A 16,711-nucleotide genomic window follows, 5' to 3' on the forward strand; every position below is an offset into this window, starting at 1 on the left:
GCCTTTGGCATGGCGGGAAAGTTTCTGGCTTGATTGCAAACTTTCTGGTTTCGCCAGAGGCTCCCTCTCCGAGGGAGCTGTCAAAACCGTCAGGTTTTGACTGAGGGAGTTTTTCAACAAAACCGGCTGCCGCACATTTTGTGCAGCAGCCGGTCGGTGTTTTATTTAGAGGTCATTCTGCCAAAGTGGCCTTTTTCCTCTTCGTCCTTTTTGGAGTCGGGCTTTTCCGCCGGGGTCAGACGTACCTCGGTCACGCGGCGCTTGGCGGTGCGGGTGACCACGCCGTCGTAGCTGCCCAGCGTGAAGCGGTCGCCCACCTTGGGCAGACGGCAGGTCTTTTCCTGCACCAGACCGTTCACTGTGTTGGAGTCGATATCCTCGTCCTCCGGCAGTCCCAGCCGCTCGTACAGGTCATCCACACCGGCGCTGCCCAGCACGATCCAGCTGCCGTCCGACTGCTTGCGGAAGTCCTCGGTCACCTCGTCGTGCTCATCCCAGATCTCGCCTACCAGCTCCTCCAGAATGTCCTCCAGCGTGATGATACCCTCGGTGCCGCCGTACTCGTCCACCACCACAGCCATGTGGTGGTGCTGCTCGCGCAGGGTGCGCAGCAGCTGGGAGATCTGGGTGGAACCGGTGGTGTAGAGGGTAGGCTTGACCAGATCCTCCAGCTTGACCTCCTTTTTCAGGCGTGCCATGTAGAAGTCCTTTTCATGTACCACACCAATGATGTTATCAATGGTGTCGTGGTACACCGGCAGACGGGAGTAGCCGGACTCGGCAAAGGTCTGCGCCACCTCTTCCAGCGGCAGATCGTCCTCCACCGCGATCACATCCACGCGGGGGGTCAGGATCTCTTCCACCTCCACGTCATCAAACTCGATGGCGCTGCGGATCAGTTCGCTTTCCCGGTCGGTCAGCTCGCCGTCATTCTCGGCTTCGCTGACCATGGTCATCAGCTCGCCCTCGGTGATGGTGTCCTCCTCAGTGCTGTGGACAAAGTGTCCCAGAAAGCGCTTCCACTGGCTGAACAGCCATGTCAGCGGGGTAAACACCAGCATCAGCAGGCTGAGCGCCGGCGCAACTGCGGTGGCAACCGTTTCCGGCATCTCCTTGGCAAGGCTCTTGGGGGTCACCTCGCCAAAGATCAGCACCACTACGGTCAGCACCATGGTGGACACCGTAGCGCCACGCTCTGCGCCCAGCATCTTGGTGAAAATGATGGTGCCGATGGAAGCTGCGGCAATGTTCACGATATTGTTGCCGATAAGGATGGTGGAAAGCAGCTTATCGTATTTTTCAGCCATTGCCAGCACCCGGGCGGCAGAGGTATCGCCGTCCTCGGCGCGGCTTTTCAGGCGGATCTGATTCAGGGAAGAAAATGCGGTCTCGGAGGCGGAGAAAAAGGCAGAGAGTGCCACCAATACTACCAGCGCTACCCAGAGCGTCATACTGCCATCGTCCATAAAAAGGGGAATCACACTCAACTTTCTGTTTTAAATTTAGTTTTATTTGCCCGCCGTGTTCCCGTTGTGCTTCAACAGTGCCACGCGGGCTTTTCCGTATACAAAAATGTGCTTTCCATCGTTGCCATTTCCGCGATGAAAAGCACATCAATGTTATTTTCTATAATAACATATTCTGCACACAGGTGCAAGCGTTTGGCCCGTACTCCATGTACAAAACCGGTAAAGTTTAGCGCAGAACCAATGCGCTGCCGTCATAATCCACCGTCAGGGTGTTGCCCTCGGCATAACTGCCCTTGATGATGGCCTTGGCGATCAGGGTCTCCACGCGGCTCTGGATGAAGCGCTTGATGGGACGTGCACCATAAACGCTGTCGTAGGCAGAATCAATGATGAAGTCCTTGGCGGCGGTGGTGACCTCCAGCTTGAGGTGCTTGCCCTCCTCCATGCGGCTGCGCAGATCCTGCAGCTGCAGATCCACGATCTTGCGCATTTCGTCCTTGGTCAGGCTCTTGTAGTAGACGATCTCGTCCAGACGGTTCAGGAATTCGGGGCGGAACTTGCTCTTGAGCAGCAGGTCGATCTGATGCTTTGCGTCCTCGCTCAGCTCGTTGGAGCCCTGCGCACGGCGCTGCTCCAGATCGTTCAGGATGATGTCACTGCCAAGGTTGGAGGTCAGGATGATGACCGTGTTCTTGAAGTCCACGGTGCGTCCCTGACTGTCCGTGATGCGGCCATCGTCCAGCACCTGCAGCAGGATGTTGAACACATCGGGGTGGGCTTTTTCCACCTCATCGAACAGCACCACGCTGTAAGGCTTGCGGCGCACAGCCTCGGTCAGCTGGCCGCCCTCTTCATAACCGACATATCCCGGAGGCGCGCCGATCAGGCGGCTGACGCTGAACTTCTCCATATATTCGGTCATGTCGATACGCACCATGTTGCGCTCGTCGTCAAACAGTGCCTGTGCCAGCGCCTTGGCCAGTTCGGTCTTGCCCACGCCGGTGGGGCCGAGGAACAGGAAGCTGCCGATGGGGCGGTTGGGGTTGGCGATACCGGCGCGGCTGCGCAGGATAGCTTCGCTCACCTTGGTCACGGCCTCGTCCTGTCCGATGACCCGCTGGTGCAGCACATCATCCAGATGCAGCAGCTTCTCGCGTTCGCCCTCCACCAGCTTTTCTACCGGGATGCCGGTCCAGCGTGCCACGATGCGGGCGATCTCCTCATCGGTCACGCGGTCGCGCAGCAGGCTGTCCTCCTTCTTGGCGGCAGCCACCTTTTCCTCTTCGGCCAGCTGCTTTTGCAGCTGGGGCAGCTTGCCGTATTTCAGCTCGGCGGCCTTGTTCAGGTCGTACTCGCGCTGGGCTTTCTCGATGGCGGCATTGGTCTGCTCGATCTGCTCACGCAGGGTCTGCACCTTGCCAATGGCATTCTTTTCGTTCTCCCACTTTGCCTTCATGCTGCGGAACTTATCCTGCAACTCGGCAAGCTCCTTTTCCAGATCCTTCAAACGGCTCTGGCTCAGGGCATCGGTCTCCTTTTTCAGGCTCACCTGCTCGATCTGCAGCTGGGTGATGCGGTGTGCCAGATCGTCCATCTCGCTGGGCATACTGTCCATCTCAGTCTTGATCATGGCGCAGGCTTCATCCACAAGGTCGATGGCCTTATCCGGCAGGAAGCGGTCGGTGATATAGCGGTCGGAAAGGGTGGCAGCGGCGATCAGGGCGTTGTCGTTGATCTTTACGCCGTGGAACACCTCATACCGCTCCTTCAGGCCGCGCAGAATGGAGATGGTATCCTCCACGGTAGGCTCATCCACCTGCACCGGCTGGAACCGGCGCTCCAGTGCGGGGTCTTTTTCGATATACTGGCGGTACTCGTCCAGCGTGGTCGCGCCGATGCAGTGCAGCTCGCCCCGGGCCAGCATGGGCTTGAGCAGGTTGCCTGCGTCCATGGCACCGTCGGTCTTACCGGCACCCACGATGGTGTGCAGCTCATCAATGAAGAGGATGATCTTGCCCTCGCTCTTCTTCACCTCGTTCAGCACGCTCTTCAAGCGCTCCTCGAACTCGCCGCGATACTTTGCACCGGCCACCAGAGCGCCCATGTCCAGACTGAACACGGTGCGGTCTTTCAGGTTTTCGGGCACATCGCCGCGCACGATACGCTGCGCCAGACCCTCGGCGATGGCGGTTTTACCAACGCCGGGCTCGCCGATCAGGCAGGGGTTGTTTTTGGTCTTACGGGACAGGATACGGATCACATTGCGGATTTCCTGATCACGGCCAATGACGGGATCCAGCTTCTGCTTGCGGGCAAGCTCCACCAGATCCTGACCGTACTTCTGCAAGGCGTTGTAGGTGTCCTCCGGGTTATCGGTGGTCACCCGCTGGTTGCCGCGCACGGCGGTAAGCTGCTGTAAAAAGGCGTCCTTTTTCAGGTTAAAGGCGCGGAACAGCTCACTGGTGGTCTGGTCCTGCTCGTCCAGCAGACCAAGGAACAGGTGCTCCACACTGATGAAGTCGTCCTTCATGGCCTTGGCTTCGCGGGCGGCGGCGCTGAGCACCTTATCGGTGGCCTGCGAGATATAGACCTTATCGGGGTCACGGCCGGAGCCGGACACCCGGGGCAGCGCGGACAGCTTTTCCGCCACGGCGGCGGCAAAGCTGCCGGGGTCAACGTTCAGCTTTTGCAGCAGCTGAGGGATCAGGCCGTTTTCCTGCGCAGCCAGTGCGTGCAGCAGGTGGGCGGGCTCCAGCGCGTTGTGCTGGTACTCCACAGCCAGCTGCTGGGCGGCCTGCAAAGCCTCAAGGGTCTTTTGGGTATATTGATTGGTATTCATAAAGTCAAGCCTCCATTCATACCGGAAGGTTTATTTTAGCGGACGGATAAGCTCTGTGCTAACAGCTCCGTGCCCGGCGGCGGCAGAGCCTTGCGTTGATTGTATCGATATTCTTCTTCATGGTCTTGCACACCTCCCGCGGGGCAGTTCGTTTTGTTTTTAGCACTCTATCTGCTCGACTGCTAAAAATATACTCCTGTCCACCTGCTTTGTCAATAGGGTTCACAAAAAGTTTGCAAAATAGACGCAAACCCATGCTTTTCTGCCCAGCGGGATAAAACAAAAAAGCACCGGCAGCCTTCGCCGCTGAATTTCAGAAACTCAGCGAATTGGTTGCCGATGCTTTATTTTTAGCGTCCTCGCCCTCTCAGTCATCGCTGCGCGATGCCAGCTCCCCCAAAGTGGGAGCCCTTGGCAGTCCACGCAAACTTCATCTCTTTGCCAAGGCCTCTCCCTTTGGGAGAGGTGGATGCGAACAAAGTGAGCAGACGGAGAGGGCGAGCCCGCTGCCCTTTTCCGTCTTATTTCAGCGCTTCTTCCAGCACCTTCAGCAGGTGCGGGATATCCAGCGGCTTTGCGATGTGGCCGTTCATGCCCGCATTCAAGGCGTTCTGCTTATCCTCCTCAAAAGCGTTGGCAGTCATGGCAAAAATGGGGATGCCCGCCTTGCGGGGGTCGGGCAGGGCGCGAATGCGCCGGGTGGCTTCGTAGCCGTCCATGCGGGGCATCTGGATGTCCATCAGGATCAGATCGTACTGCCCGGGCGCGGACTGCTCCATCTTTTCCACCGCTTCAACGCCGTCCTCGGCGGTGTCCACAAGGAAGCCCGCTTCCTTTAAGATCTCTATGGCGATCTCCCGGTTCAGGGCGTTATCCTCCACCAGCAGCAGGTGCTTGCCGTCAAAGCTTGCCTTGGGCTGCGGGGCGGTCGTCTGCTCCGGCTGCACCCGGAAGGGTTCTGCCAGCACCTTGCGCAGCTCCGAGAGGAACAGCGGCTTTTCGCAGAAGGCGGTCACACCGGCGGCGCGCGCTTCTTCCTCGATATCCGCCCAGTCGTAGGCGGTCAGGATGATGATGGGGCAGCTGTCCCCGATGACCTTGCGGATCTGCCGCACGATCTCGATGCCGTTCATATCCGGGATGAGCCAGTCGATGATATACACGCTGAAAGCATCGCCCTGCTCCACGGCGTACTTGGTGCGGATGACCGCTTCCTTGCCGGAGATGGTCCACTCCGGGCGCATCCCGATCTTGGAAAGCATGGTGCTGACGCTCAGGCAGGTGTTGGTGTCGTCATCTGCCACCAGCGCCCGCAGCCCTTCCAGCTGGGGCAGCTGCTTGATCTCCGCCTTCTGCCCGCTGAGGGGGAAGCAGAGGTTCACGATGAACTCGCTCCCCTTGCCCGGCTCGCTTTCAAGGGTGATGGTGCCGCCCATCAGGTCTACGATATTCTTGGTGATGGAAAGGCCCAGACCCGTGCCCTGAATGCCGCTGACGGTAGAATTCTCCTCCCGGGTGAACTCTTCAAAGATATGCTTCTGGAACTCCTTATTGATGCCGATGCCGTTGTCTTTAATGCGGAACTCGTAGTTGCCGCAGCCCTTGGGCGCACCGGGCTTCTGGGCGATGCGGATGCTCACCATGCCGCCGGTGGGGGTGAACTTGATGGCATTGGAAAGGATGTTCAGCAGTACCTGATTCAGCCGCAGCGGGTCGGTGATGATGTCCTCGTCCACCACGTCCATGGTGTCGATAAACAGCGACAGGCGCTTGGAGCTGATGTTGGGCTGGATGATGGAGCGCACATCGTGCACAAGGTCCGGCAGATGCACCGCCTTTTCCTCGATCTTTACCTTTCCGCTCTCAATGCGGCTCATGTCCAGCACATCGTTGATGAGGGAGAGCAGGTGCTGGCTGGAAATAGAGATCTTTTTCAGGTAGTCCAGCACCTGTTCCTTATTATCAATATGGGTCGCCGCCAGCGAGGTGAAGCCGATGATGGCGTTCATCGGGGTGCGGATGTCGTGGCTCATGTTGAACAAGAACTCCCGCTTGGCGCGGTTTGCCGCTGCCTCGTGCCGGACAGCCTTTTCCAGCTTGCGGTTCTGCTCCTCCAGCTGAGCGTGGTATTTCTGCTCCTGCTCCCGCTTTTGCTGCTCCGCAGCCTTTATGGAGCGATGGCGCAGCGTTTGCAGCACCGCCACAAAGATCAGATAAAGGATCAGCGTTGCCAGCAGTGTACTGCTGGAATTACGGAACACCGCTTTTTCGTTGATATAGATATACAGATCAAAATTCTGTCCGTTGCTGTACATCCCGAAATAACAGCCGGAATTTGCCCAGTCGTGGGTATGGGTCAAGGTATCGGGCGCACCGGCCTTGCGGATGCCCTGCACCAGCGGGCTGTTCGTGGTGTACAGTCCGATGAGGCTCGGGTCGTTTGCGGCGATCACCTTGTTATCCTGCACGATAAAGATGGTGCCGCTGATGTCCTGCGGGTAGCCGTCCAGCACGCTCTGGATGGACAGGGCTGCGCCCTCCACAAACTCCGGCGGGGTCACCCGGTAAGCCAGCAGTATGGCATCCCCTGCTGCGGCGCGGTGGGTGGCAACATCCACTGCCGTGCCATCCTGTAACAGAATGCGCTTGAGATAGGTCTTTTGCGGGTTTTGCAGCACGTTCAGCGCGGCTTTCTCCCGCAGCGACTCCGCAAACTGCGCATAGTCAACATTACCACTTGTATATTCACACAGTGCTTTTCCGTTTTCGTCCAGTACGGCAATGCCGGTAAGCCAGAGGGACTCTGTTTCTGCCCGGAGGCTTTCGGGGTCGTAGAGGTCTAAGGCATCATTTTCAGCCAGCTGCCGCACCGCCACCGCCATCCGGCGCAGCGCCTTTGCGGTGATGGTGTCGTTATGTTTTTCGAAGCTGGTGGACTGCACCTTTACAAAGCTGATGGTGCGGGCAAAGTAATCCTCGGTAGCACGTATGGACTCCTGCCCGGAGAAGAGGGTCACTGTCAGCAAAAGCAGCACGCCCATCAGCAGATAGAGCGCCGCCATCCGCATATTGGGAGTGAACGTTTTCTTTTTACGGTTCAAGGGCGTCCACCTCCAGATATTTTTCCGGGTCCGGCAGATACTTGCCTACGATCTGTTTCATCGTGCCGTCGGCGCGCATGGCGGCAAAGGTCTTGGTCAGCTGTTCGTCCAGCCCGCGGGTGTCGTTCAGCGCAAAAGCCACGCCGATGCCGGTGACCAGCAGCGGCTCTTCCAGAATGCGGAAGTTGGCATTGCAATCCTGCATATACTGCAAAATGGCAGTCTCGTGGGCGGCAACGGCGTCCACATAGCCGCAGTTCAGCATAGCGTACTGCACGCTGCGGTCCTCGGTGCTCAGCACTTCGCCCAGCTGCGGGATGCGGGGGTCGGTACCGGCAAGGAAAATTTCTTCCGGCTTGGTGGTGCTTTGCACCATCATGGTCTTGCCCGCAAGGTCGGCAAGCGTTTCAATGCCGCTGTCCGCATTAACCGCCACCACCTGACGGCTAGTCATATACGGCCCTGCCCAGCGGTACAGCTGCTCCCGCCCGTCCATGGAAAAGCAGCCCCAGATGCAGTCGATGGCACCGCTTTCCACCAGATTGGTTTTCTGCTCCCAGTCAATGATCTCGATCTGCACCGCATACCCCATGCGGGCAAAGGCTTCGGTGGCAATGTCCACATCAATGCCGGTGGGGGTGCTGTCATTGCTCAGGTAGACAAAAGGCGGGTAGGAATCGCTGCCCACCGTAAGTTCGGGCAGTGCTGCCGCCGCCTGCGTTTTGCCGCAGGCGGTCAGCCCGGCTGCCGCTGCCGCCGCGCACACTTTTAAAAAGGTGCGGCGGGGTATTTTATGGTTGGATCTCTGGTTTGTCACGCGTAATTTTCCTCACATTACCATTGTAAAATATCCTGCTTCAGTTCCCCCTGCACGTCCAGTAAGCACTGGATCAGCAGCGGGTTGAACGCCCCGCACGCGCCGTTTGTGATCATCTGGACAGCAGTCTCGTGCGGGAACGCCTTTTTGTAGCACCGCTCGCTGGTCAGCGCATCGTACACATCCGCCATGGAGACCAGCTGCGCACTGATGGGGATATCGTCCCCTTTCAGCCCGTCCGGGTAGCCCTTGCCGTCCCAGCGCTCGTGGTGCCAGCGGGCGATCTCGTAGGCAGTCTGCAAAAGCGGCTGGTCTGCAAAGCTTTCGGTCTTTTGCAGCATCTCTGCGCCCAGCATACTGTGGGTCTTGATCACCGCAAATTCCTCTGCGGTCAGCCTGCCGGGCTTATTCAGGATGGCTTCGTCAATGCCTATTTTGCCAATATCGTGCAGCGCCGACGCAAGCGGGATATCATCCTGCTGCTCCGGGGTCAGGTCGTAGCGGCTGGTCAGCTCCATCAGCCGGTGCAGCAGCGTCTCGGTGATGACGCGGATGTGCCGCACATGAGAGCCGGACTCGCCGTTGCGGAACTCCACGATCTGGCTCAGCACGCCTACCAGCACATCGGTGTTCTTTTCGCGGGCGCGGATCTGGTCGGACACCATCTGCACCAGCCGCCGCTGCTTGGCATACAGCTTGATGGTGTTGACCACCCGGCGGTAGACGATCTTGGCGTCAAAGGGGCGGCTGACGTAATCGCTTGCGCCCAGCTCATACGCCTTGCGGATGGCTTCTTCCGAGTCGTCGCTGGAGATCATGATCACCGGCACATCCTCGATGGTGTGGTTGGTGTTCATGGTGCGCAGCACCTCAAAGCCGTCCATGACCGGCATATTGATATCCAGCAGCACCAGCGAGATCTGCCCCGCCTTTTCCCGCAGCAGCTCCAGACACTGTTTGCCGTTCTCGGCTTCCAGAATGCGGTAGTCCCCGCCCAGAATGCCGGTAAGCATCATGCGGTTCATCATGGCATCGTCCACAAGCAGGATAGTGGGCTTTTCCTCCAAGACTTGCTCCTGAGCCGCCAACCGGCTGTCCTGTGTGTCCACCGCTACCGCGTCCTTGTGGTTCTTGGCCTGATACATTATAAAATCTGCCCGGCGCACCACATTCTCCATAGGGTCGGCAAGGGTCTGCATCGCGCCGCCGATGCTCAGTGAAAGCCGGAAGTGAGGGTAGCCCGGCACCACAGCCTTTTGCACGGCATCGCGGATCTGCTCCAGCTTTGTCTTGAGGTAATCTGCCGGGATGCCGGGCAGCACCAGCAAAAACTCATCGCCGCCGTAGCGGATCAGCAGATCCGTCTCCCGGATACAGCTGCGGATGGTCTTTGCAACGGTTTCCAGTGCCAGATCTCCGGCGTGGTGGCCGTAGGTATCGTTGCAGATCTTGAAATCGTCGATATCCATCAGGGCGATGCCCGCCGGGCCGAGGTTATTGCGCACCACATCCTCGTAATAGCGGCGGTTGTAGGTGCCGGTCAAAGCGTCATGGTTCAGCCGCTGCCGGTAGCGCTCTTCTTTTTCCATATTCCGGGCGGTGGTCTGGGCAAACTGAGTCTTTTGCTCCTCCATCTGCTGCATCATCCGCAGCAGGTTGCGGTTGGCGGTTTCCAGTGCTTCTTTCTGGGTGCGGTTCTGCTGTTCCAGCTTTTCCCGCAGCTCCATATAGGGGGTGATATCCGTGATAGTGCCCACGATATAGCCATCGCCGCGCCATTCCACCCGGTTGGCAGCACTGGAGACCCAGCGGTAGCCGTTTTTGCCCAACAGCCGAAAGATGTTGTCGCCCTCCTGTGCGTAAGTCGCGCTGTTTTCTGCGTTCCGGTAGCGCAGCCCGTCCGCCATATCATCCGGGTGTACCAGCGCTGTATAGCGGTTATCGAACCTTGCCGCAAACTCTGCCCGCCCCCAGCCCAGTATCTCCAGAAAGCGGTCGCTGATATAAATAAAGGGATAGCCGTTTTCCGGGTCCTCTGCGCAGCAGTGAAAGCCACCCGGTATATTCTGTGCATAGCGTTCCAGCCGCAGAAGTCCCTTTTTTATCGTCTCGCCTGTTTCCATCTGGTTTTCCCTGTCTCTTTCTCTGTGTACCGCACCTTGACAGCACGCGGTACACCCTGTTGCCGCAATTTACAAATTTACCTTCCTATGATGCCCCGATTTTGGGCGTACTGTAACAGTGTAATTTTATCATCAAAACCGCCTAGATGCAAGCATTTTTTGCCAATTTTGCCAGTGGGGTGGCAAGTAAAATGTATCAGAAAAAGTTACAAGGGCGAGCCTAGTGAAATCGTTCCGCGCAGCAAAAAAGCCGCTGCACAAAAAGTGCAGCGGCTTTGCGGGGTGTCACCTCACAGCCAGCGCTCTGCGATGATCCACCACATACCGGGCAGATTGATCCGACCCAGCAGATGCTCCAATACGATCAGCATGGTATTCTCCTTTCAGACCGTCCGTTTCAGCCGAACAGCCCCTTCAGTAAAAACAGAAGCAGCTTAGTCAAGCTGCCGCCGCCCAAAAGGTTGAGCAGCGGCCCAAGGCCTTGAAACATGGAAGGTTTGCTCCTTTCGTTTCTTTCCGTCCCGGCTGCTGCCGGGTGCCGGTCTGCCTTATATACGAACCAGCCCGCCGCAGGATTGCAAATACCATGGTGGTAAACATTGGGAGTATCGCAGCTGCCGTTTGTCTTTACGACCCCTTCCCGTGAAAAAAAGTTGCTCAGAAACGCCCGCAGGCGTTTCTGAGCAACAAATCCAAAATACTATTTCCGCTGAAAATGCCCAAAGCAGCGCGGAGGGCATTCTCAATCGTCTTGTTTAGAACGCTTCCATGCCGGGGTAGACGGCGCTTTCGCCCAGCTGCTCCTCAATGCGCAGCAGCTGATTGTACTTTGCCACACGCTCGGTGCGGCTGGGCGCACCGGTCTTGATCTGGCAGGTGTTCAGCGCCACAGCCAAGTCCGCAATGGTAGTGTCCTCGGTCTCGCCGGAGCGGTGGGAGCTGATGGCGTTGTAACCGGCCTTGTGCGCCATCTTGATGGCCTCCAGGGTCTCGGAGACAGAGCCGATCTGGTTCAGCTTGATCAGGATGGCATTGCCCGCACCCAGCTGAATGCCCTTTGCCAGACGCTCGGTGTTGGTCACGAACAGATCATCGCCCACCAGCTGCACCTTGCCGCCCAGCTCGCGGGTCATCTGCTGCCAGCCTTCCCAGTCCTCTTCGTCCAGACCGTCCTCGATGGAGATAATGGGGTACTTTTCCACAAGGCTCTTCCAGTGTGCGATCAGCTCGGCAGAGGTGAACTCGGTGCCCGCCTTGGGCAGCTTGTAGAAGCCCTTGCCCTTGGGGCTCTTCCACTCGGAAGCGGCGGCATCCATCGCCAGCATAAAGTCCTTGCCCGGCACATATCCCGCCTTTTCGATGGCAGCCAGAATGGTCTCGATGGTCTCCTCGTCGCTGGAAAGGTTGGGCGCAAAGCCGCCCTCATCGCCCACGGAGGTAGCCAGACCCTTGGACTTCAGGATAGCAGCTAGCGCATGGAACACCTCGGCGCACCAGCGCAGCGCTTCCTTAAAGGAGGATGCACCCACCGGCATGATCATGAACTCCTGCGTGTCCACGGTGTTGGTGGCGTGTGCGCCGCCGTTCAGGATGTTCATCATGGGCACGGGCAGGCGGTTGCCGTTTACGCCGCCCAGAAAACGGTACAGCGGCATTTCCAGCGAAGCGGCAGCTGCGCGGCAGGCTGCAATGGACACCGCCAGAATGGCGTTTGCGCCCAGATTGGACTTATCCTTGGTGCCGTCCGCTTTGTGCATGGCGGCGTCGATGGCGTAAATGTCGGAAGCATCCATGCCCACAACCGCGTCCGCAATGACCGTGTTGATGTTCTCCACCGCCTTGGTCACGCCCTTACCCAAGTAGCGGCTCTTGTCGCCGTCCCGCAGCTCCAGCGCCTCAAACTCGCCGGTGGATGCACCGGAAGGGGCGCAGCCGCGCGCCACCGTGCCGTCCGCCAGCGTGATCTCGGCTTCCACGGTGGGGTTTCCGCGGGAGTCCAGAATCTCGCGGCCTACAACAGATTCAATTTCCAGATAATTCATCTTGAAACCCTCCTGAATATCATTTTCTCTCCCATACTGCCCGGGCGGGCAGACGGGGAACTGCTCTATTTAGTTAGTTATATATAACTAACTGCCAATATCCTACCACGCTTTGCGCCCCGGCGCAAGAGCCCGGGCGGATGTTTGCAGCCCTAAATTTTTAACAGGAACGCAAACCGCCGTGGAAAACCCGTTTACAGTCTGCCCCCTTGTGGTAGTGGGGATACATTATGCTTACCATGTGTTTTTTATATGGCAGATATACCAAAAATTCTCTTTACTTTTTGGCAGTTCGGTTCTATACTGGTTGCGGCATTTACGCTGTTTTCCCATTTATAGTCGTTATAGAGGAGGATTTTTGCAATGAATAAGGATCTGACGGTGGGCAAGCCGTCACAGGTATTGTGGCAATTCTGTCTGCCCATGTTCGGCAGCATCATTTTCCAGCAGCTGTACAACATCGCCGACAGTCTGGTGGCGGGCAAGTTCATCGGTGAGAACGCGCTGGCTGCGGTGGGCAACAGCTACGAGATCACCCTGATCTTCATCGCCTTTGCCTTTGGCTGCAACATCGGCTGCTCGGTCATCGTGTCCCGCTACTTTGGCGCAAAGGAATACCGCGAGATGAAGACCTCGGTCTACACCTCCCTTATCGGCTCTGCCGTGCTGTGCGCGGTGCTGATGGGCATTGGTCTGCTGGGCTGCGACGCCCTGCTGAAGCTCATCAACACCCCGGAGGAGATCCTTGCGGACTCCGCGCTGTATCTGGATATCTACGTTCTGGGTCTGCCCTTCATGTTCTTCTACAACATTGCCACCGGCATCTTCTCTGCCCTTGGCGACAGCAAGACCCCCTTCTACTTCCTTGCAGTCTCTTCTTTGTCCAACATCGGCGTGGACATCCTGTTTGTAGCCGGTTTCAAGATGGGCATTGCCGGTGTGGCATGGGCTACCTTCCTGTGTCAGGGCGTCAGCTGCGTGCTGGCCATGGTGGTGGTGTTCCGCCGCATCCGCGCCTTCCGCACCGAGGGTCATGTGCAGCTGTTCTCGTGGAATATGCTGGGCAAGGTGGCCGTGGTGGCTGTGCCCAGCATCCTGCAGCAGAGCTTTGTCTCGGTGGGCAACATCATCCTGCAGAGCATCATCAACACCTTTGGTGCCAGCGTCATTGCAGGCTATTCTGCCGCCGTCAAGCTGAATAACATGGTCATCACCTCCTTTACCACCTTGGGCAACGGCATCTCCAACTACACCTCCCAGAACATGGGTGCAGGCAAGATGGACCGCGTCAAGGCGGGCTTTGGCGCAGGCCGCAATCTGGTGTGGCTGCTGTGCGTACCGCTGGTGGTGTTGTACTTCTTCTTCGGCCGCTTTTTGCTGCTGCTGTTCATGAACGACCCGCAGGGCCCCGCCATTGACACCGGTATGCTGTTTTTGCGCATCCTCTCCCCCTTCTACTTTGTGGTGTCGGTCAAGCTGGTGGCAGACGGCATCCTGCGCGGCTGCGGCCTGATGGTGCGGTTTATGATCGCCACCTTCACCGACCTGATTTTGCGCGTGGGCATTGCCGCCGTACTCAGTGCCACCGCGCTGGGCTCCACCGGCATCTGGATGGCATGGCCTGTGGGCTGGTGCATCGGCACGGCGCTTTCCATGGTGTTCTACGTCACCGCCATCCGCAAGGCACTGGCAGAGCCGGTGGCTGTTGCCGAGGCTGAGGGACAGGCCGCAGAGACCCGCGCCGAGGCCGAATTTGCCGCCGACGCCGAGATGGAAACTCTGTAACCTTTTTGCAACTTGTGAATCTGTTTCATGTCACAGATAAACAAAATGAACAATTTGAAATAGTGCACAAAATCGCGCTTTAATTTTTGTGTAAAGTATCAACAAAGCCGAGAAAATGCGCCCAAAAGTATGGACGGTTTGTGAATTGCGGATTTGAACCCAGATAGCTATAATAACAGACAAGGATAGGAGCAAGGCCGCTTTAGAGGGGAAGGGCCTTGCTTCCGTTTTTATCAGTTTACTTTATAGAACACTCCGAAGGAGGAGATTTTTATGAAAAAGATGATCACTCGTCGTCAGTTCATGGCTGCTGCCGGTGTTGTTGCCGCAGCAAGCGCTCTGACTGCCTGCGGCGGTTCTTCCGCAAGCACTGCCGCTTCTTCTGCTGCCGGTTCTACCGCCGGTTCCGCTGCTGCTTCCGGCAGCACCATCAAGGTGGGTGTGATGGGCCCCTTGACCGGTGACGCTTCCGTTTACGGTCAGGCTGTTGTAAACGGTGCCAGCCTGTACATGAAGCAGGTCAATGCCGATGGCGGTGTCAACGGCAAGCAGCTGGAGATCATCACCATGGACGAGCAGGGCGATGCTACGCAGGCTGTTACCTGCTTTACCAAGATGGTGGATCAGGGCATCACCGCTTTGGTGGGCGATGTTACCACCACCCCGACGCTGGCTGTCGCCGCTGAGAGCGCCGATTACAATATGCCCATGGTCACCGCTTCCGCTACTGCCGAGGCTGTTACCTACGATGCCGAGACCGACACCGTGAACGCCAACGTGTTCCGTGCAACCTTCACCGATCCGTTCCAGGGCATCAAGATGGCTGACTACGCTTACAAGAAGCTGGGCTACACCAAGGCAGCCGTTATCTTCCAGAAGGGCGCTGACTACAACGAGGGTCTGGCCGAGAATTTCGTGACCGAGTTCGAGAGCCTGGGCGGCACCGTTGTCGATCAGGAGAGCTACTCTGAGGGCGATGTGGACTACAAGACCCAGCTGACCACCATTCTGGGCAAGGGTCCCGAGGTGGTGTTCTGCCCCAACTACTATCAGGAAATTGGTCAGATCCTTGCGCAGGCCGAGAGCGTTGGCCTGACCGTTCCCTTCCTGGGCGGCGACGGCTGGGATGGTCTGGAGGGCTACGCTACCGCCGACCAGCTGAAGGATGCTTACTTCTGCGCCAACTACGCAAAGGGCTCCAACCCCGACTTTGAGAACGCCTACAAGGCTGAGTACGGCGAGGAGTACCCCAACGGCTTTGCACCTTTGGGCTACGATGCAGCCATGACCGTTGTGTACGGCATCAAGGCAGCTGAGGAGCAGGGTCTCGAGGCTGGCTCTGACGAGTACAAGCAGGCCGTCATCGACGCCATTGCCGGCGGCACCATCGATGGCATCACCGGCACCTTTACCTTCGACGAGCACCACAACCCCGTCAAGCAGACCGCTATCCTGTGCTTCGACGGCGCAACCCCCGTGCTGAAGGAAATGTTCTGATCTGCGCCGTTCCATCCACCGGTGATGGAGCCGCCCGCACAGAGCAAACCCCATGATTTTCTGGAGAACGCCGGAACAGCTTTTTTCTGGTCAGGCGTTCTCCGTTTTTTATATCAAAAAGTGTAAACGCCGCAAAGAAAGGAAGTATCCAACCATGACAGTGTTCTTTAGCCAGCTGATCAACGGCTTGTCCCTTGGCAGCATCTATGCACTGATCGCACTGGGCTACAGCATGGTGTACGGCATTATCCTGCTGCTGAACTTTGCCCACGGCGATGTCATCATGGTGGGCGCATATATGTCGTGGTTCGTCATGAACCAGCTGGGTCTTGGCCCGGTCACCGCTGTGTGCGCCACCATCATCACCTGTACGCTGCTGGGCGTGGTGATCGAAAAAATCGCCTACACCCCCCTGCGCAGCGCACCCCGCATCTCGCTGCTGATCACCGCCATTGGTGTCTCCTTCTTTCTGGAGTACACGGCAGAACTGATCCTCGGCTCGGGTGCAAAGGTGATCCCCGCCTACTACACCAACCAGACCTTCCGTCTGGGCAAGGTGCCGCTGGGTCTTACTTCGATCATCACGCTGGTGGTCACCGTGCTGTCCATGCTGGTGCTCACCTTTCTGGTGCAAAAGACTAAGCTTGGCAAGGCCATGCGCGCCGTTTCGGAGGATATGGATGCTGCCCGCCTGATGGGCATCAACGTCAACAGCACCATCTCCTTTACCTTTGCCGTTGGCTCGGCGCTGGCGGGCATCGGCAGCGTGCTGTACTGCTGCTCCTACCCGCAGGCTACCCCCACCATGGGCTCCATGCTGGGTCTGAAAGCTTTCGTTGCCGCCGTGCTGGGCGGCATCGGTTCCATTCCGGGTGCCATGATCGGCGGCATTGCCATCGGCCTGTGCGAGTGCTTTGTTTCCGCCATCGGCCTTTCCGCTTGGAAGGACGCTGTTACGTTTGCAATTCTGATCATCGTGCTGCTGGTCAAGCCCACGGGCTTCCTTGGCCGCAAGGTGCAGGAAAAGGTGTAAGGGGG

Annotated in this window: 9 protein-coding genes; 3 read left to right on the forward strand and 6 right to left on the reverse strand. The window is 57.8% G+C overall.

All coding sequences use genetic code 11. From position 1 onward, the window contains the following. Positions 1-161: 161 nt before the first annotated feature. The 6 genes from WMO20_RS04135 to eno all read right to left on the reverse strand — a co-directional run bounded on the left by WMO20_RS04135 (position 162) and on the right by eno (position 12,391). Positions 162-1,466, reverse strand: coding sequence for an HlyC/CorC family transporter (locus tag WMO20_RS04135; RefSeq protein WP_349185968.1), 1,305 nt, complete (start codon positions 1,464-1,466; stop codon positions 162-164). A gap of 229 nt (positions 1,467-1,695) precedes the next feature. Next, on the reverse strand, positions 1,696-4,308 hold the full coding sequence (gene clpB, locus WMO20_RS04140; RefSeq protein WP_316540389.1) for an ATP-dependent chaperone ClpB: 2,613 nt from the start codon (positions 4,306-4,308) through the stop codon (positions 1,696-1,698). Between the two features lie 521 nt (positions 4,309-4,829). Further along, positions 4,830-7,409: a hybrid sensor histidine kinase/response regulator gene (locus WMO20_RS04145; RefSeq protein WP_349185939.1), complete on the reverse strand. Its 2,580-nt coding sequence runs from the start codon at positions 7,407-7,409 to the stop codon at positions 4,830-4,832. Further along, entirely contained in the window at positions 7,399-8,226 is an 828-nt protein-coding gene (locus tag WMO20_RS04150; RefSeq protein WP_349185940.1) for a substrate-binding periplasmic protein, read from the reverse strand. The genes WMO20_RS04145 and WMO20_RS04150 overlap by 11 nt, the downstream gene beginning before the upstream one ends. A gap of 17 nt (positions 8,227-8,243) precedes the next feature. Next, on the reverse strand, positions 8,244-10,349 hold the full coding sequence (locus WMO20_RS04155) for a diguanylate cyclase domain-containing protein (protein WP_349185941.1): 2,106 nt from the start codon (positions 10,347-10,349) through the stop codon (positions 8,244-8,246). Positions 10,350-11,104: 755 nt separating this feature from the next. Then, entirely contained in the window at positions 11,105-12,391 is a 1,287-nt protein-coding gene (gene eno / locus WMO20_RS04160; RefSeq protein WP_349185942.1) for a phosphopyruvate hydratase, read from the reverse strand. Positions 12,392-12,754: 363 nt separating this feature from the next. On the opposite strand from eno, the gene WMO20_RS04165 reads away from it, so the two are divergent. From WMO20_RS04165 to WMO20_RS04175, 3 genes are all read left to right on the forward strand, one after another. Next, the gene (locus WMO20_RS04165) at positions 12,755-14,176 is read left to right on the forward strand and encodes an MATE family efflux transporter (protein ID WP_349185943.1); all 1,422 of its coding nucleotides are present in this window, start codon (positions 12,755-12,757) and stop codon (positions 14,174-14,176) included. Between the two features lie 273 nt (positions 14,177-14,449). Then, complete coding sequence (locus WMO20_RS04170) at positions 14,450-15,673, forward strand: ABC transporter substrate-binding protein (protein ID WP_349185944.1); 1,224 nt, start codon at positions 14,450-14,452, stop codon at positions 15,671-15,673. 154 nt (positions 15,674-15,827) lie between these two features. After that, a complete protein-coding gene (locus WMO20_RS04175; RefSeq protein WP_097778469.1) occupies positions 15,828-16,706 on the forward strand; it encodes a branched-chain amino acid ABC transporter permease in 879 nt (292 codons plus the stop codon). Positions 16,707-16,711: the final 5 nt, after the last annotated feature.

This window comes from Faecalibacterium intestinale (assembly GCF_040096575.1).
Classification (GTDB): domain Bacteria; phylum Bacillota; class Clostridia; order Oscillospirales; family Ruminococcaceae; genus Faecalibacterium; species Faecalibacterium intestinale.

What these genes read in the sequence shown, in the direction of transcription:
- WMO20_RS04135 (WP_349185968.1), bottom strand. Translation starts at nt 1,466, where the DNA reads ATGGACGATGGCAGTATGACGCTCTGGGTAGCGCTGGTAGTATTGGTG.
- clpB (WP_316540389.1), bottom strand. Translation starts at nt 4,308, where the DNA reads ATGAATACCAATCAATATACCCAAAAGACCCTTGAGGCTTTGCAGGCC.
- WMO20_RS04155 (WP_349185941.1), bottom strand. Translation starts at nt 10,349, where the DNA reads ATGGAAACAGGCGAGACGATAAAAAAGGGACTTCTGCGGCTGGAACGC.
- eno (WP_349185942.1), bottom strand. Translation starts at nt 12,391, where the DNA reads ATGAATTATCTGGAAATTGAATCTGTTGTAGGCCGCGAGATTCTGGAC.
- WMO20_RS04165 (WP_349185943.1), top strand. Translation starts at nt 12,755, where the DNA reads ATGAATAAGGATCTGACGGTGGGCAAGCCGTCACAGGTATTGTGGCAA.
- WMO20_RS04170 (WP_349185944.1), top strand. Translation starts at nt 14,450, where the DNA reads ATGAAAAAGATGATCACTCGTCGTCAGTTCATGGCTGCTGCCGGTGTT.
- WMO20_RS04175 (WP_097778469.1), top strand. Translation starts at nt 15,828, where the DNA reads ATGACAGTGTTCTTTAGCCAGCTGATCAACGGCTTGTCCCTTGGCAGC.